The sequence below is a fragment of the Bacillus sp. JJ1533 genome (assembly GCF_036965045.1).
Classification (GTDB): Bacteria; Bacillota; Bacilli; order Bacillales; family Bacillaceae_L; genus Ferdinandcohnia.
Map to the genome: position 1 here is coordinate 1 of NZ_JBALOV010000039.1, position 25,055 is coordinate 25,055.

Genomic DNA, 25,055 nt, shown 5'->3' on the forward strand with positions numbered 1-25,055 from the left:
CAAACTGCATTTTGGTCTTCATAACCTCGATGAAGACATCTTTGTTCCAAACCAAACACACTACGGTCTTCATCGTTTAGTATAAGTTAGTTCAAAAAAGCAGCGCGAGAAAACATTCTGTTTTCCTTGCACTGCTTCAAATTTAAAGCTTGCTTACTTCCCAAATACACCCTTCAAAACAAAAGCTACGTTTGCTGGACGTTCTGCAAGACGTCTCATGAAATAACCATACCAGTCCGTTCCATACGGTACATACACGCGCATGGTATAGCCTTCTTTAACAAGCTCCTCATGGCGTTCGGGTCGAATTCCGTATAACATTTGGAACTCAAACTGGTCGTGGCTGATCTTATGCTCCTTCACTAATTCCTTCGTATATTGAATGATAGCCTCGTCATGCGAAGCAACCGCCGTGTAGTTTCCATTTAATAAATGCATTTTGATGATTTTCTTAAAATTCTCATCCACATCCTTTTTCTCCGGGAATGCCACTTCAGGAGACTCCTTATAAGCTCCCTTCACTAAGCGAAGATTTGGATGATACTCATTTAAGTCCTCAATATCTCTAACTGTTCGATATAGGTAAGCTTGAATAACCGTTCCTACATTGTCATAGTCTTTTCGAAGCGTTTTAAAAATTTCAATGGTCTTCTCGCATCGACTGTAATCCTCCATGTCGATGGTGACGAAGACCTTATTTTCTTTAGCGGTATCTAGGATTCTGCGCATATTATTCATTACAACTTCATCTGAAATATCCAATCCCATTGAGGTCATCTTTAAAGATAGCTGTGCATTTAATTTTTCTCGACCAATTGCTTTAATCGCCTCAATTGAGCCATCAGCCATTAGATTCGCTTCCTCTATACTGTCAACAAATTCACCAAGATAATCAATGGTGACCGCAAGACCCTTTGCATTTAACTCTTTAATCTTTTTTACGGCCAAATCAATTGTTTCTCCAGCAACAAATCTAGCTGCACCAAAGCGTAAACCATATTTTCTCGCAAGTTTCGTAAGCGCTTTATTCTTTGATAAAAATAAAAAGAAATTTTGTAAGACTTGTTCCATTCCAAGTTCCCCCTCGAAACGTTCTCTAGTTGCCATTCTATCAATCTCTCAATTTCACATATAGTTTATCACGTTTATTTTGCTTTGAATATATACCTCAAAAAAATATATGAAACGCTTACATTATGTATTGTATGCGTTGCATACAAAAAACGTTTAATTGGCATCCTAATATCGAAAATAGGTTAAGGAGGTTTTCATATGGAACAACAACAATCACAACAGCAGCAACCTTTGTATACACCAAAGGGACCACAAATGTCCGAAACACCAGCGGTTATAACAACGAAGGATCTGTTGTATTTAACTGACATGATGTCTTGGAACCTTTTAGCGCTAAAAAAGGCTCACTTCTTTGCGGGTCAATGCCAGATGTCTGAAATTTCTCAAGCGCTAGAAAAAGCATGCCAAATGCATGAACGTCACTATCGTCAGATTTTAGATCATATGCAAAAGCATACAGGGCAACAGCCACAGCAACCAAGTCAAGGTCAAATTCAAAGCCAGCAAATGCAATAAAGGGGGCTACATAATGAACCAGCAAATGAATCAAAATCAAAATCAAAACCAAGTTAAAAACCCGAAAACGAGCGTTCCAAAAACACCACAAATGAATGATCGGGATTTTATCAATGACATGCTAGCAACTGAAAAATATATGACGGATGCCTATAGCACTGCTTTAAATGAGATGAGTCATGATGGATTATATGAGGATATCCGTTCCATTTTTAATGAAACACAGGATTGTCAAAGAGAGCTATACAATCTTATGTTTAAAAATGGCTGGTATAAGCTAGAGGAAGCTGAAACACAAAAGGTACAACAAAAGCTACAGCAGTTTTATAACTATTCAACTACACAATTTCCAAACCATAATACGGTTCAGTAGAAAAAAGAGATGGGACACTTTTTTAGGGTGGCCTCATCTCTTACTTGTCTTTGAACGATGCTCTTCATTCAATTTTTTTATTTCTGCGATGATTTCCTTGATGCCTTCTTTTGCATCTGGGTACGTCTCGTTCCAATGTTTTGCAAGTGGCGGCATTGATTTTGATATATGCATATAGAGTGACCAAAGCTTAACTTTTTCTTTTAATTCAGGTGAACTTTCACCAAGTAAAAGCTCTGTGTACTTTTCCAATAATCCATCAACTTGTTCTTCGATTTTTTGACTCATCCTTCTTATCTCCTATTTTACAATTTAGCGGACATGTTTTGCAGCGGTCTTCGGTACTCGTTGTCTTGTAGTAAAGGCAGCAAGTTTTCCTTGTTCGAATGGTTTGATCGTATTCTGGGCGATAAACCTTTACACCTAAATAACGGGTTAGTGGGTTGAAAGCAACTGGACCGAATAATTTACCTTCCGCTTTCTTCACAAGATATTCAAAGTCTTCATGGATGATATTTCGTTTTTCATCAAAATTGGGTTTTGCCAACACAGATTCATAGAGCCAATATACATAAATTGAAACATTTTCCCAAAGAACCTTTTTCGATAGGCCCGAATGTTTTGTAAGAGTCAGTAAGACTTCATGGATATGATCATGAAAAATGGCCTGTATGGTTTCATCTCGCCATTTATCTCGAGATTCGATAGGTGCTGACACAGTTTGAAGGTCAGAAAAATAGAACTTCGGATTCCAGTACCAAATTTTCTCCTCATCACTTGTTTCTAAGGAGATGTTAGACAATGACACATTTAATCGTTTGTTAAGAATCGTCATCGCATACAAATTAAGAGCGGCAAAAAATCCATAACGTTTCATAAACATCGATGCCGCCACTCGTTTATCTGGTGCTGAAATCCTTGTTCCGACATTTCCTAAATACTGGTTTATTTTTTCTTCCTCAAAAAGCTCATTCACTGGAGTTGATAGGCTCGATTCAAATTGTCTGTCACTAAAACGAAATTCCTTTAATTGTTCAATTTCCATTTCCGTAAGGAGGTTTGACATTGTTATACTCCTACCTTATCTAGAATACGTCTTCCCTTACCGTATGGGATGCATAGAGGTGTTCCAAACAGCGGATCAACGGTAATTTCACAATTCATTCCAAACACATCTTTTACAAGGCTTCCATTCACCACAAATTCTGGTTTGCCCTGTCCATAGATTTGCCTATCTTTTATCGCTACAATATGGTGGGCATAGCGGCAAGCTAAATTTAAATCGTGTAAAACCATAATAATAGTTCTTTTTTCAGTCTCATTCAGTTCAAATAATAGATCAAGTATCTCGATTTGATGTGTCATATCAAGATAAGTGGTTGGTTCATCAAGTAAAATAATATCGGTTTGCTGAGCAAGTGTCATTGCAATCCAGGCACGTTGTCTTTGCCCACCTGAGAGGGAATCAACGGTCCTTTCAGCAAAATCGGTCATATTAGTTGCCTCTAGTGCATGTTTGACCATTTTTTCATCTTCTTCTGTCCATTGTTTGAGCCAATTTTGGTAAGGGTAACGTCCCTGCTTCACTAACTGGAGGACGGTTAAGCCTTCTGGAGCTGTTGGTCCTTGTGGAAGAATCGCAAGCTTTCTTGCTACTTCTTTTGTTGGAAGCTTTGAGATGGTCTCCCCTTCTAGGAGGATAGCTCCTTGTTTTGGCTTTAGTAGTCTTGCTAAAGAACGTAGCAAGGTTGATTTTCCACATCCATTTCCACCGATAAACACAGTGATTTCACCCTTTGGGATTTCAAGATGTAAGTCTTCAATGATAATGGATTCTCCATATGATAACGTTAAGCTTTCTGTTTCCAAAGCATTCATTAAGTACGCCCCCTTACAAATCATAAATGTTGAAGCCGAAGCGATAAAACATGGACCTAACTATTTCTGCTCTTATAGAGCAAATAGATAAAATAAGGTGCTCCTATTGCAGCTGTAAATACGCCAGCTGGAACCTCAATTGGCGAAAAGACAGTTCTACCAATTAAATCAGCAAGCATCACAAGAATTCCCCCTAGAAGGGCTGCAGTTGGTAGTAATGCACCAAAGGCTGAACCAACTAATCTCCGTGCCATATGCGGTGCCATCAAGCCAACAAAACCAATCCCACCGGCAAAAGCTACTGCACTGCCTGTTAATGCTGTACTTGCTAGTAATAATAAAAACCTTTGTTTTTGAACGGCACTTCCAACCCCAGTTGCAAGCTCTTCTCCAAGCTCCTGAATGTTTAAGTTGCGTGCGAGCATAAAACAGATGATGAATAAAATGATCACAACAGGGCTGAGAATTTGTACATTTGCCCATGTTGACCCATTTACAGTCCCAGTAATCCAAATATTCGCCTGACTGGCTTGATAAATGGGTCCCATTATCATAAATGTTGTTGTCAAAGCTTGTGTAAGGGCAGATACACCAATTCCTATTAATACAAGACGAATAGGTGATACTCCATTTTTCCAAGCCAGTACATACACTAAAAAGGCAACTGCAGTTGCACCAATAAATGCAGCAACCGGCATCCATTTAATACTCACTGTTAATGCATTACTTGAATTTGAAAAAAAAGCTAAAAAGGCAACAACCGCGACAGATGCACCACCTGTAATTCCTATAATATCTGGTGAGGCAAGTGGATTTCGAATAATTCCTTGTAGGATACTACCTGCAGCAGCAAGTGCCATTCCTACCAAAAAGGCAATGATGATTCGTGGTAAACGAAAGGATGTAACTACCAATTGCTCCATGCGTGTACCATATCCAAATAACGTTTTTACAACTGTTACCGGGTCAATCTTCATTTCTCCAAGTCCTGTGCTTACTAAAAACAAGACAAGTGCAATAAATACTAAAATAAAAAAAGTAATAAGTGCTTTTTTATCAATTAAAAAGGAGACATTCCCCTTTTTTCCAATACGGAAGGATTTATATTTATTCACGCCTTATGAAACCCCTTTCTCGCCACATAAATAAAGAAAGGTGTTCCAATAAGGGCCGTCATAACCCCTACTGGTACTTCTTCTGGCATGACAATATACCGGGCTGAGATATCTGCTAATAATAATAATACCCCACCAAGAATCGCACAAAATGGTAGAATCCAGCGATGGTCAACGCCCACTAGAGCCCGAGCAAGGTGTGGAATGACGATCCCAATAAATCCAATTGGCCCTGCAACCGCAACGGCTCCCCCGGCTAGCAGGATGATCGTAATCGCTGTTATAAGCTTAACGGTACCAGTGCGTTGCCCAAGTCCTTTTGCAACATCCTCACCCATTGTCAGGATATTGATTTTATTCGCTAAGAGAATGGACGCAACCCATGCAACTCCCAAATACGGAAGGACACTTGTGAGCATCTCAAGCTTTCTCCCTTGAATTGAGCCTGCTAGCCAGAATAGTACTTGGTCTAGCGCCATTTCATCAATAACCAGCAGTCCTTGTGTAAAGGAAGAAAACATGGCAGCCATTGCTGCACCTGCTAAGGTTAATTTCATTGGGGTGAGGCCTTCTCGCCCAAGTGATCCGATAAAATAAACGACAAATGCCGCAACAGCCGCACCTAAAAAAGCAACCCACGTAAAAGCTTGTAAAGAATTGATAGAAAATATGGAAACAGCAGCCACAATAAAAAAGCCCGCTCCCGCATTGACACCAAAAATACCCGGTGATGCTAATGGATTCTTTGTTAAAGCTTGCATTAGAGCTCCAGCTATTCCCAAACTTGCTCCAACGGCTGCAGCAATGAGTGCACGCGGCAGTCTAATTGTTTCAATAATAATATGTTCGTTTGAGCCATTATAAGCTGTGAATGTTTCGTAAGCCATTTTCCAAGATGTATCAGTATATCCATAAACAATACTTGCACATATCGAAAGAAGTAATACTATAATTCCAATAACAAGTCCTGCAAACTTAGCTTGATTTGATTTCAAAACCATTATATTAAAGACCCCTTAATTATAAGAAAGAAATGTATGACTTTGGATGAACATGTTTATGTTAATATTAGGTGTTCTTAGTTAGACTTCACTACTCTCACGCCTTCTTATACATAATAAAAAGACAATGAATATCCGTAACTAATTTCTCTTTTAGTCTATTGGAAATGAGAATTGTTGTCAACGAAATGAAAATCATTCTCAATTTTATATTGACTAAATATCCGAATCACCTTATTATCATAAGTAAATGAAAATCATTATCAGTTAACAGGAGGATACATAATGGCATTAACAAAGAAAGCTTATCTAGGAATTTTAACGTTGGCTTTATTTTCACTTTTATTAGCAGCGTGTGGTGCAGCGGATAATACAGACAAGAATAAGTCAGTTGAAAGTGCAAATACTTACACAGTTGAACATGCGATGGGTACAACGCCGATTAATAAAGACCCCAAGAGAATTGTTGTTTTAACAAACGAAGGTACAGAGGCATTACTAGCAATGGGAGTTACACCTGTTGGTGCGGTGCGGTCATGGATTGGCGACCCTTGGTATGCTCATATTGAGGAACAAATGGAAGGTGTAGAAGTGGTCGGCGAAGAGAGTAATGTCAACATCGAAGCAATTGCTGCTCTTGAGCCAGATCTAATAATCGGCAACAAAATGCGCCAAGAAAACATTTATGAGCAATTAAAAGCAATTGCACCTACTGTATTTGCAGAGGATTTACGTGGTGATTGGCAAAAGAACTTTACGCTCTATTCAAAGGCGATTAATAAAGAAAAAGAAGGTCAAAAGGTTCTTGCTGATTTTGAAGAACATTTGAATCAAGTCAAAGAGAATATTAACACAGATACTGCAGTGTCTGTTGTCCGTTTTATGGAAGGTCGAACTCGGATTTACTATACGGATTCCTTCTCTGGAGTGATTTTTGATCAATTAGGGTTGAAACGTCCTGAACAGCAGGTTGAATTATTTGCGCAAGACCCAGATGATCAATTTGCACGCGAAGTTGATCAGGAAAAAATTCCATTAATGGATGGAGACGTTATTTTCTATTTCACATATGAAACAGGTAACGGCGAGGCAACAAAAGTGGAGGAAGAATGGATAAACAATCCGTTATGGAAAGGGTTAAATGCGGTGAAGGAAGGCAATGCCCATAAGGTAAGTGACCCTATCTGGAACACAGCAGGCGGCGTTTTAGCAGCAAACCTCATGCTTGATGACATTGAAAAATACTTAGCAAAATAATAATGAGGCTCCCGCCATTAATTTGTGGGAGCCTTTTGTTTCTTTATTTATTTCGAAGTTTTTCTAAAATAACCTGTGCCTTATATCCGTCTTTAAATGTATAGAGATGGCTGTCTTTGCCAAGTATGGCTGTAACAAGATGGTCGATTAGTGTTGAGGTTTCTTCATTTCCAGTTTCAATTGGCTGAATCTCTTCACCAAGTTTCCCACCTTCGAGTTTACCCCAGTCCACTAGTGAAAGGGTCCCCTCTGTCCCATAAGCTGTGTACGCAATTCGCTCCATTCCGGAAACCTGGCTTATCCCGTTGATTAAAAATGGAGTTCCATCTTCAAATTCTAACGTGGCAATAACTCCCGTTTCACATTTGGAAGTGTCCTCTGGGAACTCCAACTTGCTAGTTTTATGCGTAATGGAACCAAAGATACGTTGTGTTAATTGAATAAAATGAACTCCAACCTCTAACACAAACCCACCTTGTTCACGACCTGCCACCCACTCATTCTGCTGCCAAAGACGTGGCCAGTTAGGAAAATTCATGGAAAGTTCCAGTTTACGAAGTTTTCCTATGTATCCTTCCTTAATCATGCGTTCAAAGGTATTGGCAGGGCTCCTATAGTTAAGTGGGAAATTCATTGCATGGATGATTTTCGCTTTTTCAGCTTGTTCCAGCATTTCCTTAGCCTCTCCAACTGAATTCGCGAGTGGCTTTTCACATAACACATGAATTCCTTTTTTAATGACATCCATTGTTACGGCATGATGATATTTTGGTGGGACGGCTACATAGACTAGGTCCAGTTCCTCTTTTGCCAGCATATCCTTGTGGTTGTTGTACCCATTGATTCCACCAAGTTTATCTACCATTCTTGTAACCCGCTCTTTATCCGTATCAACGACCGCTTGAACGATTGTGTTTTTATTCGAATTAAAGCCTTGGATGAGTCTTTCTCCTATAGCTCCAAGACCAATTACACCTACCCTTACATTTTCCATTTCATCTCTCCTCTCCACTCCCCATTATAATTCCGCCCCCTCCAACCCGTCTATGATGACCGCAAAAAAAGCCCCTTTTGGAATTAAAAAGGGCTTTCACTTTATAAAAACGATTTTATATCATAAACATGGCCATTGATTAATTCCTGATTGAAGACGAGGTCTAGGATTACACCTGCAACAAATTCAGGCGATCTTAGCATCCCCTTCTCATTGAATTCAATAAATTGCTCAACCTCTGTGAAGTCCTCTTTTTTTGTCTTTCGAATCACCTCTTGCATATCCGTATCCATGACACCAGGTGAAAATGAAATCATCGTTACTGGGTGCTCAGCTGTTTCCTGTTCAAAACCAACTGATTTTGTAAACATATCGATTCCTGCTTTTGTAGAAGAGTATGCAGTCCATCCATATCTCGCACGGTTAGCAGCACCTGATGAGATATTCACAATCACCTTTTTCGTCGCAAACGAAGACGTATTCCGAATGAAATATGAACTTAAGAGCATTGGCGCTAACAGATTAACATGAATATTTTCCGTTAGTTCTCTTGGACTTGCTTTTCCAATTGGTTTAATTGGATCAATTATTCCGGCATTGTTTACTAAGTAAATTCCTTCTGCATTTGAAAAGTCAATGGATGAAAAAATTCGTTCCATTACTTTTTCAATTTCTTCTGACTTTTGGAGATCACAAGAAAAATAATAAAGATTGATGCCTTTTTCAAATGCTATTTCCTTTAATTCATTATTTTGCTTTCTTGAAATGCAAAACAAAGTGTGGTTCTTGTCCAAAATTTGTTTTACGATGGATTCTCCTAATCCCCTAGATGTACCAGTAATTATAAAATATTTCAAAGAAGACACTCCTATTAACTTTTATCTTGCTACTTACAAAAAGTATAACATACCCCTAATAAATAAAGGCAAGCATATAACCTTTTCTTATTCAATAATACCCGTTTCGGTTAATTCTACCTCTACGTGAACATCTATTTGCATATTAGGATAATCACGCTTCCATTTTTCATAATCTAAACCACGAGTTGAATGTCTGGCTATATATCCAATCCCAACTGGATCAATATTTTTCTCTTGAAAATCTTTCAACATTGCTTCAGACTTCTCTTTAATGGTGCTCCCAAGTTCCTCAATGATCTCCTTGATCACTTTAGGGGTTGTTTTTTGACCACTAAATTCGCTTAAGATACCTTGAAACTTAATCGTAATGTTTACCTTTGGATCCCCGTGTATATCTTCAATCTTTATTTTTCTTTTTGATTTGATCCGCCTAATAGATGCATACTCATCGGTCTCTCTTAATCGAATTGTATAAGCACCTTCTCCATAATTTTGCACCAATGCTTTAAAGAAGAACAAATCTGGTTCATCAATTTTCGATACTAATTTCCCATGCTGAAATAATCCAAGTCCAGTAATCTCCATCTTATCAGATAGCAATTTTAACATGGGGAGGTAGGGGTCCATCCCTTCCATGTAATGTCTATACATAAACGTATGAAGATCAGACCTTGGCAAATCTCGTTTTTCAATATTATGTTGTAACAAAATCGATAGGTATTCCCCTGTACCCCTGTTACCTAAATTTTTTTCTAGAACATCCTTTGTCTTTCCTTCTATAATGGCTAAATTAATTTTTGACCCAATACTCGCATCTCGTTGAAGGGCGTCAATATACCGAAGTATTCCATTCTTTGCAAGCTCATCCTCGTACAATACAACACGTACAGCACCTGTAACTAATGGATCAGCTGATTTTTTTTGTAAAACCGTAATAATTTCTTTAGCTAGAAATGATTCGCCAGTGAAGCTAGCATTATCAATACTTTTATCCGCCTTAAAAACAGGGATAACGGCTGTTCCATTCACTTTTTGCCCTTCAGCTCGATCAAATCCAACAGCTGCCACCATATTAATTTCATCAATAATTTCCACAGATATCCTGCCATAAACAATTGTTACAATTATAATGGCACATATTGCAATTCCCATAAGCATCTTTTTCATTTTTTCTCCCTCAGTTTTCGAATGACTAGTGTAATGATGAAAAGGAATGGAATGTAAGCAAAGTTATAATAGAAACCAAAATTTGATAGGTAATTACTAAGCATGTCTATATCATGTCGTGTTTTAAAAAAACTGCTCACAACTAAAATCACCGGCATTATCAAAAGTACAGCTTTTCGTTGTTGGACTGAAAATACTTTTTTCATTCCCCTGCTTGCCCCCCAGATGGCAATACAAATATTAGGAAGAATCACAAGAAACCATGATGCTATTCCAATATATTCGAAGCGTTCCACAAAGGGCATGTTGATGCTTTTAAACATTGTTAGTGTGGCCCAAATTATTTTATCAAGTTGGTTTTTGCTAAAATACATGATTGCCGTAATTGAAGCGATTAGATATAAACACGTAGTGGCTAAGACTCCAAGATGGGCCCATTTCTGAGATTTCTCTGGATTTTTCACAAATGGATAAAAGAGCAATAGCGTCTCAAATCCTAAAATACTCAAGGTCATTTGCTTTGTAGCTTGTGCTATTTCGGATAATGAATGATTCATGATTGGTACTAAATTTCGCACATGTCCATAATCTAAAGGGAAAAAAATCAATAAAATGATATACCCTGGCAGAACTATACTAAAAAAACTAATACCCGTTACGGTTCTAAAACCACCAGAGACGATATAATAAGTGAGAGCCATTGTGAAAAAACCAAAGATCCAGCCATTAAATTCAGGAAACATCCATACCTGAACAACCTCAACATAGGTACGTAAAACAGTCACCGCTAAAACAATTAAGTAGACAATAAATAGTAGGCTAAATAAACCTCCTATCCATTTTCCGAAAATTTCTTTATGAACATCAACAATATCCCCCTTTGAAGGATTTAAAATTTTATAGATCATCCACACTATAATGTGTACAGCCACCCCTGATAAAATGACGGAAATCCAACTATCATACCCAGCCATTTTTGTTATAATTCGCTGGAATCCAAGTATTCCCACCCCTACTTGCATGGAATGGATTAGAAAAAACACCAAAAATGGAGAAATTAAAAATGGTTCTTTAATTCTATCCATCACTGCAACTCCTTAGTTTGACTACTCATCAATATCTTTTTTCGCCTCTGCTTTTTTTTGATTAAATCGTTTCGTGTCTTCCGGACGAACGTAGGTTGGACGCTTTGACAGTTTTGAATAAGGTAATCGAACAAATGCATCTTTTAGATCTCTCACCCGTATTGGGTAAATTGGTTCTAAAAATGGTCTTCCTAACGATGTTAAACGAATTAAATGTGTCAATAAAAAACAGAAACATATAACAATTCCTAATAAACCCCATAGCTGCGCAAAAAGAAGAAAAGGAAATCGAATGATACGGATTGTGTTACCCATTGTATAAACAGGTGTTGTAAATGATGCGAGTGCAGCAAGTGCAATCATAATGAGTAAAACATTACTCGTAAGTCCTGCTTCAACAGATGCCGTTCCAATCACGATACCGCCCACGATACCGATTGTCTGACCAACCTTGGCAGGCAGCCTTGCTCCAGCCTCACGGAGTAGCTCAATGACTATTTCTAAAAACAATGCCTCTAAAATCGGTGGTAACGGAACCTCCCGTCTTGATATAACTAAGGTTGCCAGCAAATCACGAGGAATTAACTCATGATGGTAGGTAAGAACGGCCACATATACAGGTGTTATTAAGATGGAAAAGACAACTGAAAAAAGTCGAAGCATACGTACAAACGATGCAATATACCAATTCATAAAATAGTCTTCAAACGATGAAAAAAACTCAACAAGGGTAGTCGGTGAAATCACGGCTTGAGGCGACCCCTCGGATAGGATCACTACTTTTCCCTCTACTAATACAGATGCGACTCGGTCTGGACGTTCCGTTTCAAGCATTTGCGGAAACGGGGAGTACGTATTATCAGCAATCATTTGCGAAATAAAGGAACTGTCACTTATTGAATCGATCTCAACATCACTGATTCTCTGTAAAACGGTTTGTACATTTTCCTTTTCAACAATATCCTCTATATAGAGGATTGCTACTTTCGTCTTTGATAACTTCCCAACAGTAAGTTCTTTCACACGTAATTCTGGTACAGGCAATCGTTTTCGAATCAGGTTTAAATTTGTATCCAGGGACTCTACAAATGCCTCTTTTGGACCATTTACACTAAATTCTACCTCTGGAGTGTTGACCGATCTTTTTTCAAATTTCACAGCATCGATAAGCGCACAGTAGCTATCATTTTTATGAAATTGAATCATGATACTGCCTTGTAAAATCTTATTTTCTATTTCCTCAGTTTTTTTTGAAATCACAATTTCCTTATTTGGAATAATGGCTTTAAGATCCCGAATCGAATAGATTTTCATATAAAGTAAATAAGGAAGAATCTGTTCGTTGAGAGTTTGTGTATCAATAATATTGCGCTGATAACAAATCCAATATGGACGATTCGCTTGGCTATTAAATTGGCAAATAAAGTCTTGTGATTTTCGAAAGGTTTGATAAATTTCCTCGGTTAATGGAGGTTTTTTATGATCTTTTTTAAACCAATTTGCCATCGCTATCTCCCTTTTTGCTATAACAAGTTCTTTTTTTTCCACATCTATCCTTCTGTTAGTTATTCCTTGAAATGTATGGAATTTATGCATGGAATTTCTAGTTATGTTGAAATTATTGGAATGAAAACAAAGCATGAAAGAAGATAAAGGGCAAGATACTAAAAGAAAAGTGTGTTGAGGTGATATAGATGTGGAATAAAAAAAGAATTGCGATTGTGGCATTGGTTATCACAATTGGACTTACGTTATTTGTTTCTTTTTCTTACTTTAATGATAAGGATAAGATGGGGCCTAAATCATTTTCTTCCCCGAACAGTCCTTTGCATGCAGAAAATGAAACAATAGATACATCTCCTCAAATTATGAATGTGGACTCGATTCAGCTATATAATAATGTTCAAAAACAATTAGACAAACATGAAGAAATTGATGTTATTGACCATAATGGCAAGGACAAGAGTCATTATCATCATCACCAAGTCATTGTTGATTTTAAAAACCATCTTACCCAAGATGAAATTAAACAAATTGAAAAAGATATTCAAGGTAAGCTATTACGTAAACTTGATTCATCTTATATTTTTGAATCAAAGAACTTGAAAACGCCTGAAATGATTTCGTATTTCGACAAAATGAAGAATGTTGAGTTCGCTGAACCAAATTATATTTTAATGCAGAACCAACAGCACCCAAATGACCTCTTATACAATGACTTTCAATGGAATTTACGAATGATTGATTCGGAAAATGGCTGGGGAATTACACAAGGCTCAGATCAGGTAAAAATTGCGATTGTTGATACTGGTGTAGATTTGGATCATCCTGACCTTGTAAATCGAATCGCGGGAGGGTATAACGTCCTTAAAGATAATAATGTTCCGGATGATGATAATGGACATGGTACACATGTTGCCGGAATTATTGCCTCTCAAACAAATAATCACGAAGGAACAGCAGGAATCACATGGTTTAATCCGATCATGCCGGTTAAAGTGATGGGCTCTGATGGATATGGTTCTACCTTTGATATTGCCCGTGGCATCATTTGGGCAACTGATCATGGGGCAGATGTCATTAACCTTAGCCTCGGTAACTACCAGGGGTCAAAGTTGTTAAAACAAGCGGTGGATTATGCATATCGACATGACGTTGTAATGGTTGCGGCATCAGGTAATGATAATTCAAGCCAGCCCAGCTATCCTTCAGCTTATCCTCAAGTATTAAGTGTTGCAGCCGTTGATTTAAACGGAGACAAAGCGGATTTTTCGAATTATGGCGATTATATTGATGTGGCTGCACCAGGTGTAACGATACCAAGTACCTATATTGATGAGCAATATGCTGCCCTTTCAGGTACCTCAATGGCTGCACCACATGTTGCTGCTCTTGCTGCTTTAATGCGTTCAATAAACCCAAACCTTTCGAATAAAGAAATTATGGACATGATCAAAGCAACGAGCTTGGACCTTGGTAAAGCTGGGAAGGATATTTACTTTGGAGAAGGACTTATTGATATCGTCCAAGCTTTACAACAGGCAAAGCAAGGTGCAAATTTGAAAACGCAATAAGCAAAAAGTGGGTAACCCCCACTTTTTTACTTTTTCACATTCATATTCCATTTGATAATGGATAGGATAAAAGATAAATTGACAAAAATGAGGTTTTCGGTAAATGGAGGAAAGACAATTGTCTCATACTGGAACTCTAAAACGAAGTGAGTATCGTCTTATCATCGCTGCATTTTTACTCATCATCATTTTTGTATCTCCGTATTTTATTCTTGGAGAGAATGCTCATTTAAGAGTTCATGACAATTTAGATTCGAACCTGGCATGGTATCGTGTTCTTGCTCAAAGCAATCAAATGCTTGGACCAGTCGATGCGACGATCCCCCAAATTATTAATGGCAATCTCCAAAGAGGTGCATTTGGTACAGAATTAAGCGGAATTGTTTGGTTGCATGTCTTTTTTCCCCCGATGGTAGCATATGGTCTTAGCCAGCTTATTACTAGGATCTTTGCATTTCTCGGGATGTTCTTGTTATTAAAAAAACATTTTCTGCCAAATAAAGAATGGTCCTGGATTCGGGTTGGGGTCTCATTAGCTTTTGCTCTTACACCCTTTTGGCCATCTGGAATGCTAAGTACACTTGGAATGCCATTAGCACTTTGGGCACTGCTTAATATCCGAGCAGGTGAGAAATCATGGGTGAACTGGCTGACCCTCACCTTACTCCCGCTCTATGCGAGTATCGTGCTTGGCTTTTTCTTTTTTATAAGCGCAATGGGAATCTTATGGATTGTCGATGGTATACGTGGCAAAGGCTGGAACCTTCGTTTTTTATGGGGACTCATCTATTTTACGTTGATATTTATGGCAGTCGAATACAGACTTGTATACTCCTTTCTGTTTATGGACGAACCGAACAGTCGTGATGAATATTTTCATGCTCGATTATCATTTCTTCGTGCTTTACGACTTTCCCTGAAAAATTATGTCCTTGGTCATACCCATGTAATGAGTGTCCATGGCTTAATCATTTTGCCCGTAACCTTCATTGCTTTAAATATTGTACTGATAAAGAAGCAGTGGAAACAAGAAAAGGTATTCCTTTTTCTACATATCTTTAATGCAGCGTTATCGATTTGGTATGCATTTTGGTTTTATGAAGGCTGGGTTCCATTAACGGAACGTTTTCATTTTCTAAACACCTTTAATTTTGCACGATACCATTTTCTTAGACCCATGGTGATCTATGTTTTATTTGCGATTTCATTAAAAATCCTCTGGGAGTATCGAAATGGTTGGAAGTGGGCTTGTTTGGCCTTTATCGCTGCACAATTATTTTTTGTGGGGGCTTTTAATGAGGAAATTGTCTATAAAAAGAAGCCGTCCTTTCAACAGTTTTTTGCTGAAAAACAATTTGAAGATATCAAAACATATATTGGGTTACCACAAGAAGGATACCGTGTTGCAAGCATCGGTCTCCATCCAGCCATCGCTCAATTTAATGGATTTTACACCCTTGACACATACAATAATTTTTATCCTCTTTCCTATAAACATCAGTTTCGAGAAATTATTGAAAAGGAATTAGACAAGGATCCAAAATTACGGGAATACTTTGATGAATGGGGTGGCCGCTGTTACATTTTTTTAGATGAGCTCGGTAAGCATTATATGTTCAAAAAGACGTCAAAAAAAGAAATTAAGAAAATGGACCTGAATATGCAGGCATTTTACGATATGGGAGGAAGGTATATTTTTTCGTCATTGCCTATTAAAAATGCCGCAAAAAATAGCCTTGAACTCGAGAAAACGTTCGATTCACCTGAATCTGCATGGAGGATTTATTTATATCGGGTGTCAGTTACTGAATAAAAACTATTAGGGGGATTCATCATGAATGCACCAATACTTACTATTGTCGTCCCTTGCTACAATGAAGAAGAAGTCCTTCCGGAAACGATGAAGCAGCTTCGAACCCTATTAGATGAGCTTATTACAGATAGGCTCGTTTCAGAAAAAAGCAGACTTTTGTTTGTCGATGATGGCAGCAAGGATCAAACCTGGACGATTATTTATAAAAAAGGATTAGAGGACCATACGATTAAAGGGCTAAAACTTGCGCGAAATGTCGGACACCAAAATGCTTTACTGGCAGGTCTATTTGCTGCAAAACGCGGGTCCGATTGTCTCGTTTCGATTGATGCTGATCTGCAGGATGATATTGCTGTGATTCGCGAGTTTCTGAATCGATTCTCTGAAGGCTATGAAGTCGTATATGGAGTGAGAAAAGAACGCAAGACCGATACCTTTTTTAAAAAACATACCGCTCAAGGCTTTTATAAATTAATGCAATTCATGGGTGTAAACCTTGTTTATAACCATGCTGATTACCGGTTAATGAGTAGACGAGCAGTGGAAGCACTTGAACAATTTGATGAGAGCAATCTCTTCTTACGCGGAGTTGTTCCTCTTGTTGGCTTTCAATCCACTTCTGTTTTTTATGATCGGAAGGAACGGATGGCAGGAGAAACGAAATACCCATTGCGGAAAATGCTCTCATTTGCGCTTGATGGGATTACATCATTTAGTGTTGCACCGATTCGCTTTATTTCCTTAGTCGGGTTTCTCTCCTTTTTTATCAGCCTTGTATTCGGAGGATACTTTTTTTATTTAAAATTTAGTGGACAAACGACGACAGGCTGGACCTCAATGATTATGTCGATATGGTTAATTGGTGGACTGCAATTGATTGCATTAGGTTTCATTGGAGAATATATCGGGAAGATCTATAAGGAGACGAAACGACGTCCCAAATTTGTTGTTGATATTGACACATATAATTTGGCGGTTCCAGAACAAGAGTCTTTTGCTCCAGAAGAGGGTGAACTCTTGATTGATTACAACCCACTTTCTGAAACCAACTAATACATTTATTCGCTTCTTGCTCGTTGGGGTATTAAATACACTTGTTGGGCTTTCAAGTATTTTTATGTTGCTACATGTAATTGGTCTTTCCTATTGGATATCGACCTTTCTTGGAAATTCGATTGGTGCGGTTGTAAGTTATCAGCTAAATAGACGATTTACTTTTGCCAGTCATACAGCCATTGGCCGAAGTTTCCCCTTATTCGTTGCTGTGATTTTAGGCTGCTATTTTCTTTCATTTTCTATAAGCAAAATCGTGGCAAGTCTCATATTGGCCCATTATCCAAATGAGGCTGCCGTTTTACTGGGGACAGGTCTTTATACGATTATGAACTATCTCGGACAGAAATATATCGTATTCCAACCAAAAAAGCACTTAAACTAAGTGCTTTTTTTCATTGTCCTTATTGTTTTTTGAAGGAATACAATACCTACACTTAAAAAGATGACCATTAGGATTGCTGGTAACTGATTTTTTTTAGCTAGGTCAACTGGATTAACTTCGGCACGAGTACCCTTAGCTTCTTTAGGAATATCCATTTTAAGCTGCTTTACAGCAAGTTGACGGCCGTCTTCCCCAAGTACCTGAAGGACTCCCTGATCATTCATTGCTATTTGTACATCCTCATTTTTCTTTTGCGTGTATGGGAGTGGTTTGTTCAAATGATAGCTTTCGTCCTGCTCACCAGAAAACTTTTGGTTTGCCGCTACCTCTGCTACCTCGAAATTTTCAAAGCCATAATCTAAGAGCGCGACCGTATCCTCATATGCGTATTCATTGCGATCTGCCTTTAACACAATGGCAATCAAAGCCAAATCTCCTTGTTCCGCTGATGTTGAAAGGGTGTATCGCGCTTCTTGAACAAAGCCTGTTTTCCCGCCTGTGATCCCTTCATAGGGAATTTCACCTCTAAGCAATAAATGGTGGCTAAAAAGGGTGGTATCCCATGATTCTCCATCCCATGCTAATTCCTTCGTTCCAAAAATTTCACGGAAAACGGGATTCTTCAAGGCATATTTTGTCATTAAAGCAAGGTCGTATGCGGTTGTGTAGTGATTCTCATCAAAGAGACCATGAGGGTTTGTAAAATGAGTCTGTTTTACTCCAATTTTTTCTATTAAATATTTATTAAGGGAATCTGCAAAGGATTCAATACTCCCGTTAAGATGCTCTGCAATAGCAACTCCTGCATCGTTTCCAGAATTAATTAATAACCCTTGGATAAGATGTCTTAATGTCACCTGCTCGCCTTCCTCTAGATAAACGCGAGTACCATCCGTTTCGTAGGCATTTGCACTTACCGTTACAACATCATCTAAATTCCCATTTTCAATTGCATATATGGCTGTTGCCATTTTTGTTAAACTTGCCGGGTACATTTGTGTATGACTATTTTTTTCATATAGGATTGAACCAGTATTCGCATCTAATAAAATGACTGCATCACTCTTAATCGCAGGTACGTTGGACTGAATATTTTCCGCAAAAGCTTGAATTGGCGAAAGTGAAGTCATCAGAAATACTAGAATCAATACAAAATTAAGTTGCTTCATTTCACTTCTCCCTTTGGAACTTTAGGGACGAATCCCTTTCTTTACAGTGTTTTTTCACGTTCACTTGGGACAAGGTACCTGTCCCCTCGTCCCACGATTTTACAATTAGAGGTATTCGTATGTCAAATCGATTTTATGACAGAAATGAGAAAAGACGTTGGCGTGTTTTATTGCCAAACGTCTACATTTACTTTATTTATGGTAAGTGTATATAGAACTCCATTCGTGGATTAGATTGGTTGCAAAGAGTATATCGCGTGCGTATAATTCTGCTTTCTTCATGAGTTCTTTTTCCTCTACTTGACCTTCAAAGTCAGGGTTCACCTTGTAATAAATATAGGTATTATTTTCGGATTGACGAAACCGAACAAACGCAACAAATTCTTTCTCACGATAGACAGAATAATAGTAATCTGTGGAATTCCTATACAATTCAAAATAGGTCCAATTTGTAACCTTGTATCTTTCCTCTTGTGTCATTGGAACTAGGTGGATATCAATCCTAACATCTGTAAAAATGTCTGTAACCTTGAAATGCTCCACTACAATTATTGTATCTTCATTAAGCTCATATCCGTCATTTTTTAATGGCTTCTCCCAGCTAAAAATATGATCACGGATAAATTCATCTAAAGTGGCGTTTTCTCCTTGTGCAATTCGTTCTCCTAGCTCACCTTGAATTTCGCCAAATCGAATTTCATAAAAATCAGTAATTTGAAGGTTTGCTTTATGTTCATTTAGCTTTGTAAAAACCTGAATTGTATCGCCAATTTCACTTTTTTCCTCGTTTGGCAATTGATCATACCAAACCTTTGGAGTACAGGTGACCGTCTTCAGACCTCGCAGTACCTCTTCTAAAAGTCTTTCATCATAATTATCTCGACCCCAAAAATCGATTCGTTTCATTCCAATCACCTCTTCCCACTTCTTAAATTATATAATGGAAAGTTTGGAATGAACAACTTAAACTCATAAGTTTTAACGACTTATTGAGTTTGAGTCATACAAACACATTAATTATCCCCATATCCCCTATGTTCAATCCGTCAAAAAAATCACATAAATTGTATTTTTTACAAGACATGAGAATGAGCCCTTTAACACAAATTAAGAAAGGATTGTTAAAAGGTGAAAGCCTTTTGACTATCTAAAAATTCGTCTGGGAGGGTTCCGAATGCAAAACAACAATCAGCAAATTCCAGCACAGGCTCAAGCCGCTCTTAATCAGATTAAACAAACTGCCAAGCAATTGGCGCAAACTGAGCAAATGAATGCTCAGCAGTTCCAACAAAGCTCACCACAAGCACAACAGGCTGCCCCTGGATTTGCAGGACGTGAATTGAATGCTGCTCAGCAGTTAAATCAGATAGAGCAGACCGCACAACAGCTCCAACAATCTGTTGGGCAACAACAATTCACTTCAACAGGTTCCTCTTTCAGTACAGAATTTGCTAGCGAGACAGATGTTGCTGAGGTTCGAAAACAGAACCAACAATCACAAGCTAACAAAAATCGCTAGTTTCCCTTCACAGATGTACCCCCACACTATGTGGGGGTATTTTGAAGAACATTAAATGGCCTAATTTTCCTACCATAGGCATTAATAAATCGTTTTAAACTACTCATACTACAAAGTAAAGTTAAGAATGGAGCTGAACAAATTGGGTAGAACAAAGCGTGGAAATGCAAATGCACAAAGAAATAATAATGTAAAAAAAGGAAATAGAATCAGTGAAGAATTAGTTGAATTTGCTTCTTATACAGAAGTGGAAGCAGAAAAACAAAATGTTCAAAAGAAGAAAAAGAAATAAGAGTATTTGGTCAAGGTCATGCCTTGACCTTTTCTTGGTTCTATCGATTTTATTCTGGTTCATCGATTTTAGTATAATTACTTATGCTTGCTTCATACATCTCCCGTCGACAGTTCTACCAAAACATCTTTTGGTACACCCAATTCACTATAAAAATAATGAACCCGGCCGCAATATTAACCCATCCAAGGACCTTGCTAACCCTTTGTTCCTTCTTCATTTTTGCTTTTTTATAACTTTTTACATCAAATATGAGAATCAAAATCCCAGTCGTTATGCTAAGGATAACAGCGTAATTTAAATATCCAATAAAGATCATTTTGTCTCCTTTTAGAGGTTATTTAGCCTTTGTACCTACTCGTCTAATTTTTGTCGTACATTGAATATCAAAAGATAAATCCTTGAATACTTCACGCCATTTCTCTTTTGTTTGGATTTCTTTATTCCAAAAGCCAGGTTGTTTTGCTCGAAAATATTCACCAAATCCAAAAATATCTGATTGGTCAGCCTGCATTTTATGAATTAATTTAGTAGTTCCTTCAATAACTCCCTTCGAGGCCTCCGTTTCTATTTTTCTTACAATTTCAGGATTATTTAAATCTACTCTAACTGCCCCTTCGTCAATAATACTTTCATAATGAATTTTTATAGTTACATGTGGCTTTCCGTTCCGAATCGTTGGTTTGATCGATGACTTCCGGTGTTCTGCCCTTACAATTACTTTAGCGGTAGAATCAGGTACATCAACAAACACTTCATACCCACCTGTTTTTTCTCCTGTTACAGCCATAAATAACCCAATTTCAACCGGTTCTGTTTTACCTATCATTTGGTCATCCCTAAAATAAGCTAATCCAGCAATTTGAATATTATCTTCTTTCCTTAATTCAAGATATGGAAGAAAAGTATCTTGTCCTTTGCTTTGAAGTTTCGTCCAAAACAAGCCAATAAAATCTTCCGGAAAAGTACCTAATCCAACAGCATTTTCAACCATGGCAGCTAAATATAGAGGCGGAACTCGCTCTAGCTTAGGTGCCACCTCCATGAATTTTATGGCTTCTCCTTTTGAAACTACCATCCAAGCAGTTCTTCTAATCTCAGGATTTCGTCTTAAATAATCATTAAACCTTATTACCCCATCCTTGGCCACTTCCTCACTTATGACAATCATTCGCAGATGGCCAAAGAAAAGTCTGTCCGCTACTTCCTGCTGTAACACTGCTATTGCATCATCAATTGTATTTCCCACTACACTTATTAACCATGTTGGATTTTGGTCTACTCCTGCTCCCCCACTCTGTGGGCCTAATGGAATTCTTCCTGGAACGGCGATTTGCGCACTCAGTTTAATTAACCCTTCCTTTGGCCTTGGAAATTTGTTACCTAAGCTTGTTATTTGTTCGCGTTCCTCTCCGTCTCTACCAGCAGCTTTATCAATTGAGATCGCCAATATTGTCGCGCGTTGCTCAATATCATTACTATCCCAGCATCCAGTTAAGAACAGAGCTGGCACAATAACAATTAGTATCATTTTTATTTTCCAATCATGCTTTGATACTCCCACTTTTTTTCACCTTTTTCTTTATAAGGTCGACACAAAGTAACAGCATGGGATAACCGACCGTTAAAATCAAACCTAATCTACCAAAGATTTCAATAACATCGTATAAATGCAAAATATTTTGCGGAATCATTGCAATAATGAAGACGATGGGTAAGATAGAAAAGGAGAGCATTTTATGATCGCGTAATCCAACCAGTTGGCTAATAGCATGAACTGTAAACATATAACTTGAAAGCAATGTAGTGAATACTGCAATTACCCAGACAGATAAAAAAACAATATCTAATCTCTGAAGAATATTTCCTGGTACTGACGTTGTACGTGCTAATTCAAGAGTTGGCCATAGCAGGTTCAATATTTCACCTGGACCAAATACCGCAACAGTTGCAATTACAATTAACAAATATAATCCACCTGCTATTCCCATCCCCCAAATACTCGCTTTTAGCGCTTTTTGAGGATAACGCATAAAAGGAATAATCATTGTAAATATAAATGAACCTTGAAATAATGCGGCAATGGTAAACGCTCCAACTAAATAGTTCCCGGAATCATTACCTAGTAATGGTAATAAGTATAAGGTATTTGCATTTTTTAAAGATAAAGCAACGATGATTAATGCAGGTGCTATAATAAACGGCACATAAAAATTATGAATATAGGCAAACACATTCATGTCATTTCTTGTAGATAGTGCCGCCAGAATCAACATAACAATAACAGTTACTTCTAAAGGCGTTTGCTTTAGTATCGCAGTAATGACAACTGCACCGAATTCACGTGAAGTTAATCCGGTTAATACCGCAAAAAAGAGAATGATTGCGATGCTCCAAACCTTTCCCAGCCACTTTCCTAAAATATCTTCACTATACAGAATGATCGATTTACGCGGGTGGCGCATTCCTAAAAATGTAATGAGTCCAAGGCCAATTGATGCTAAAACGATCCCCATTAATGTTACAAAAGGAGCGCCCGTATCCGCTGTACGAACCGCAAAAAGAGGAAGTGCTAATAGACCCACTCCGATAATCGTGCTAATTAGGATCGTCACTGCTTGAATGACTGTTATCTCGCGTGGATATTCCACTAGACTTTTCCTCCTCCCATTTTTCATTTCCAACCTTGATTGGATCCAATGTGTTATTTGGAGCTTTTTTTACTTCTTCCTTCTTTCCTAAACGTTCTGAGTTCTGGGGATGTAACATTGCTGGCCTTTTCGGCATCCAAGAAAATGGCGAACGAACGATGACATCCTTTAATCCTTGAAAATTCCCAGGTGTGACTGGGCTCATATAAGGGACCCCAAAGGATTTTAAAGAGAGCATATGATTAAAAATAAAGATGACGCCGATCACAACTCCATAAAGTCCAAAAAATCCTGCCATAATCACGATGGGAAATCGAAGCATCCGAAGGGCAAATGCTGCATCATATGCTGGCGTTGCGAATGAACCAATGGTTGTCATTGCAATCACCACTACTGTAATTGGACTTGCAATTCCGGCTTCAACTGCGGCTTGTCCAATCACAAGAACTCCTACAATGGAAAGGGCTCCCCCTACTTGTTTTGGCAACCTTACAGTCGCTTCACGAAGAATCTCCATGGCTACCTCAATCATTAACACTTCGATCACTGCTGGAAAGGGAACACCTGCGCGTCCACCAGCAACAGCTACAGCAAACTCTGTAGGAAGCAACTCAGGGTTAAAGGAGATAAACGATACATATAACGATGGAAAAATTAATGAAAAGACTAACGCAACCATTCGTGCAAGACGGACAAAGCTACCCATTAAAAATCTAGATGAATAGTCCTCTAAGGTTTGGTAGAATTGATTAAATACAACTGGCGCAATGAGTGCAAAGGGCGACCCGTCAAGTAGGATTGCCACTCTCCCTTCTAAAATATTACCAACTGTTTTATCTGGTCGTTCCGTACTTTGGATCTGGGGAAACGGAGACATATGGTTATCTTCAATAAATTGTTCAATATAGCCTACATCTAGGACGGCATCTATATCAATTTTTCTTAATCGATCCTTAACCTCTTTCACTAATTCTTCGGTTGCAATTCCTTCAAGGTAACAAATCGCTGTCGTTGATTTTGACAAACGACCAATTTCCATCGTTTCTACTCGGAAATCAGCTGTTTTTAAACGATTACGCAATAACGCTACATTTGTCCAAAGCGATTCGATATAGCCCTCACGAGGCCCCAAAATCACCTGTTCGGTTTCCGGCTGGGAGATTGAACGTTTTTCGACATTTTTAACGGCAAATTGAATACCGGTAGTTACGCCGTCAATAAATACAAAGGTTTCTCCACTCAAGAGAGCTTTAACGATTTTTTCGATATGATTTTCTGCTTTTGTTTCACAATGAAATATAGTCTCGTTCAGCATGAAATCCTTTATATTTAAAAGTGAAAGCTTGTCAAGTTTAGTTGAAATGGGAACATGCATTAGCGGCCTCATAATCTCATTATTAATTACGTTTTTATCAACTAAGCTTGAAAAATAAACAATAGCCGCTCTATATTTACCGTACATTTGAAACTGTCGATAAAAGAAATCAACATTTTTCCCTAATAGATTTTTTAGTAATTCTATCGTTTCATCGAGGTTCTCTCCTAATTGATCCTTCGGTAGCTCTTCAACCAATTGATGTGGAATGTTCTTTTCATTCGAATCCGTAGCTGGTTGGTCTTTTGGTTTACTATACCTTCGTTTCGGACTCCTTCTGATCGTGGACCAAGACATTTCGATACCTCTTTCTTCAAAGGAGACATTTTTTAATATATTCCACCATAAATGGAAATTTATTCTGATACAGAAAAAAGACAGTTCCTCAAAAAAGAACTGTCTTT

Annotated in this window: 26 protein-coding genes; 9 read left to right on the forward strand and 17 right to left on the reverse strand. The window is 38.0% G+C overall.

Annotated features, from left to right (window positions below):
* Nucleotides 1-153: 153 nt before the first annotated feature.
* Complete coding sequence (locus tag V7138_RS20640; RefSeq protein WP_335401077.1) at nt 154-1,071, reverse strand: proline dehydrogenase; 918 nt, start codon at nt 1,069-1,071, stop codon at nt 154-156.
* A 201-nt stretch (nt 1,072-1,272) separates the two neighbouring features.
* Between V7138_RS20640 and V7138_RS20645 the strand changes: the two genes are divergently transcribed.
* Both V7138_RS20645 and V7138_RS20650 read left to right on the forward strand, forming a co-directional pair.
* Nucleotides 1,273-1,590, forward strand: coding sequence for a hypothetical protein (locus V7138_RS20645; protein ID WP_335401079.1), 318 nt, complete (start codon nt 1,273-1,275; stop codon nt 1,588-1,590).
* A gap of 13 nt (nt 1,591-1,603) precedes the next feature.
* Nucleotides 1,604-1,963 (forward strand): spore coat protein, encoded by a 360-nt coding sequence (locus V7138_RS20650; RefSeq protein WP_335401081.1) that lies wholly within the window; start codon nt 1,604-1,606, stop codon nt 1,961-1,963.
* Between the two features lie 33 nt (nt 1,964-1,996).
* Here the strand turns inward: V7138_RS20650 and V7138_RS20655 are convergent, their stop codons facing one another.
* The 5 genes from V7138_RS20655 to V7138_RS20675 are packed head-to-tail and all read right to left on the reverse strand — an operon-like array spanning nt 1,997 to nt 5,957.
* Nucleotides 1,997-2,251: a YusU family protein gene (locus V7138_RS20655; protein WP_335401083.1), complete on the reverse strand. Its 255-nt coding sequence runs from the start codon at nt 2,249-2,251 to the stop codon at nt 1,997-1,999.
* Nucleotides 2,223-3,029 (reverse strand): IucA/IucC family C-terminal-domain containing protein, encoded by an 807-nt coding sequence (locus V7138_RS20660; RefSeq protein ID WP_335401084.1) that lies wholly within the window; start codon nt 3,027-3,029, stop codon nt 2,223-2,225. The genes V7138_RS20655 and V7138_RS20660 overlap by 29 nt, the downstream gene beginning before the upstream one ends.
* Before the next feature lie 2 nt (nt 3,030-3,031).
* Nucleotides 3,032-3,841, reverse strand: coding sequence for an ABC transporter ATP-binding protein (locus tag V7138_RS20665; protein ID WP_335401086.1), 810 nt, complete (start codon nt 3,839-3,841; stop codon nt 3,032-3,034).
* Nucleotides 3,842-3,897: 56 nt separating this feature from the next.
* Entirely contained in the window at nt 3,898-4,956 is a 1,059-nt protein-coding gene (locus tag V7138_RS20670; protein ID WP_335401088.1) for a FecCD family ABC transporter permease, read from the reverse strand.
* On the reverse strand, nt 4,953-5,957 hold the full coding sequence (locus V7138_RS20675) for a FecCD family ABC transporter permease (protein ID WP_335401090.1): 1,005 nt from the start codon (nt 5,955-5,957) through the stop codon (nt 4,953-4,955). Before V7138_RS20675 ends, V7138_RS20670 begins: the two co-directional genes overlap by 4 nt.
* 285 nt (nt 5,958-6,242) lie before the next feature.
* Here V7138_RS20675 and V7138_RS20680 point away from each other — a divergent pair, with 285 nt between their 5' ends.
* Nucleotides 6,243-7,214, forward strand: a complete 972-nt coding sequence (locus V7138_RS20680; RefSeq protein ID WP_335401091.1) for an ABC transporter substrate-binding protein — start codon at nt 6,243-6,245, stop codon at nt 7,212-7,214.
* A gap of 43 nt (nt 7,215-7,257) precedes the next feature.
* Here the strand turns inward: V7138_RS20680 and V7138_RS20685 are convergent, their stop codons facing one another.
* The 5 genes from V7138_RS20685 to V7138_RS20705 form a co-directional block, all read right to left on the reverse strand.
* The gene (locus tag V7138_RS20685) at nt 7,258-8,208 is read right to left on the reverse strand and encodes a Gfo/Idh/MocA family protein (protein WP_335401093.1); all 951 of its coding nucleotides are present in this window, start codon (nt 8,206-8,208) and stop codon (nt 7,258-7,260) included.
* A 101-nt stretch (nt 8,209-8,309) separates the two neighbouring features.
* Nucleotides 8,310-9,065, reverse strand: a complete 756-nt coding sequence (locus tag V7138_RS20690) for a (S)-benzoin forming benzil reductase (protein WP_335401095.1) — start codon at nt 9,063-9,065, stop codon at nt 8,310-8,312.
* Between the two features lie 87 nt (nt 9,066-9,152).
* On the reverse strand, nt 9,153-10,235 hold the full coding sequence (locus V7138_RS20695; protein WP_335401097.1) for a Ger(x)C family spore germination protein: 1,083 nt from the start codon (nt 10,233-10,235) through the stop codon (nt 9,153-9,155).
* Entirely contained in the window at nt 10,232-11,320 is a 1,089-nt protein-coding gene (locus V7138_RS20700; protein ID WP_335401099.1) for a spore germination protein, read from the reverse strand. Before V7138_RS20700 ends, V7138_RS20695 begins: the two co-directional genes overlap by 4 nt.
* A gap of 21 nt (nt 11,321-11,341) precedes the next feature.
* A complete protein-coding gene (locus V7138_RS20705; RefSeq protein WP_335401369.1) occupies nt 11,342-12,826 on the reverse strand; it encodes a spore germination protein in 1,485 nt (494 codons plus the stop codon).
* A gap of 188 nt (nt 12,827-13,014) precedes the next feature.
* Between V7138_RS20705 and V7138_RS20710 the strand changes: the two genes are divergently transcribed.
* The 4 genes from V7138_RS20710 (at nt 13,015) to V7138_RS20725 (ending at nt 17,645) form a co-directional block, all read left to right on the forward strand.
* Nucleotides 13,015-14,394, forward strand: coding sequence for a S8 family peptidase (locus tag V7138_RS20710; protein ID WP_335401101.1), 1,380 nt, complete (start codon nt 13,015-13,017; stop codon nt 14,392-14,394).
* Between the two features lie 103 nt (nt 14,395-14,497).
* Nucleotides 14,498-16,207: a DUF6044 family protein gene (locus V7138_RS20715; protein WP_335401103.1), complete on the forward strand. Its 1,710-nt coding sequence runs from the start codon at nt 14,498-14,500 to the stop codon at nt 16,205-16,207.
* A gap of 21 nt (nt 16,208-16,228) precedes the next feature.
* Complete coding sequence (locus tag V7138_RS20720; protein WP_335401105.1) at nt 16,229-17,260, forward strand: glycosyltransferase family 2 protein; 1,032 nt, start codon at nt 16,229-16,231, stop codon at nt 17,258-17,260.
* Nucleotides 17,229-17,645: a GtrA family protein gene (locus V7138_RS20725; protein WP_335401106.1), complete on the forward strand. Its 417-nt coding sequence runs from the start codon at nt 17,229-17,231 to the stop codon at nt 17,643-17,645. Before V7138_RS20720 ends, V7138_RS20725 begins: the two co-directional genes overlap by 32 nt.
* Here the strand turns inward: V7138_RS20725 and V7138_RS20730 are convergent.
* A complete protein-coding gene (locus V7138_RS20730; RefSeq protein WP_335401108.1) occupies nt 17,642-18,814 on the reverse strand; it encodes a D-alanyl-D-alanine carboxypeptidase family protein in 1,173 nt (390 codons plus the stop codon). The genes V7138_RS20725 and V7138_RS20730 overlap by 4 nt on opposite strands.
* Before the next feature lie 192 nt (nt 18,815-19,006).
* Nucleotides 19,007-19,720, reverse strand: a complete 714-nt coding sequence (locus V7138_RS20735; RefSeq protein WP_335401110.1) for an ASCH domain-containing protein — start codon at nt 19,718-19,720, stop codon at nt 19,007-19,009.
* Nucleotides 19,721-19,988: 268 nt separating this feature from the next.
* Here V7138_RS20735 and V7138_RS20740 point away from each other — a divergent pair, with 268 nt between their 5' ends.
* Nucleotides 19,989-20,333, forward strand: a complete 345-nt coding sequence (locus V7138_RS20740; RefSeq protein ID WP_335401112.1) for a gamma-type small acid-soluble spore protein — start codon at nt 19,989-19,991, stop codon at nt 20,331-20,333.
* Nucleotides 20,334-20,475: 142 nt separating this feature from the next.
* Nucleotides 20,476-20,625, forward strand: coding sequence for a hypothetical protein (locus tag V7138_RS20745; protein ID WP_165439141.1), 150 nt, complete (start codon nt 20,476-20,478; stop codon nt 20,623-20,625).
* A gap of 115 nt (nt 20,626-20,740) precedes the next feature.
* Here the strand turns inward: V7138_RS20745 and V7138_RS20750 are convergent, their stop codons facing one another.
* From V7138_RS20750 to V7138_RS20765, 4 genes are read right to left on the reverse strand one after another with little or no spacing between them, the layout of a single operon-like run.
* Nucleotides 20,741-20,944, reverse strand: a complete 204-nt coding sequence (locus V7138_RS20750) for a CLC_0170 family protein (protein ID WP_335401114.1) — start codon at nt 20,942-20,944, stop codon at nt 20,741-20,743.
* Nucleotides 20,945-20,962: 18 nt separating this feature from the next.
* On the reverse strand, nt 20,963-22,189 hold the full coding sequence (locus tag V7138_RS20755; protein ID WP_335401115.1) for a Ger(x)C family spore germination protein: 1,227 nt from the start codon (nt 22,187-22,189) through the stop codon (nt 20,963-20,965).
* A complete protein-coding gene (locus V7138_RS20760; RefSeq protein ID WP_335401117.1) occupies nt 22,170-23,276 on the reverse strand; it encodes a GerAB/ArcD/ProY family transporter in 1,107 nt (368 codons plus the stop codon). Before V7138_RS20760 ends, V7138_RS20755 begins: the two co-directional genes overlap by 20 nt.
* A complete protein-coding gene (locus V7138_RS20765) occupies nt 23,224-24,948 on the reverse strand; it encodes a spore germination protein (RefSeq protein WP_335401118.1) in 1,725 nt (574 codons plus the stop codon). Before V7138_RS20765 ends, V7138_RS20760 begins: the two co-directional genes overlap by 53 nt.
* Nucleotides 24,949-25,055: the final 107 nt, after the last annotated feature.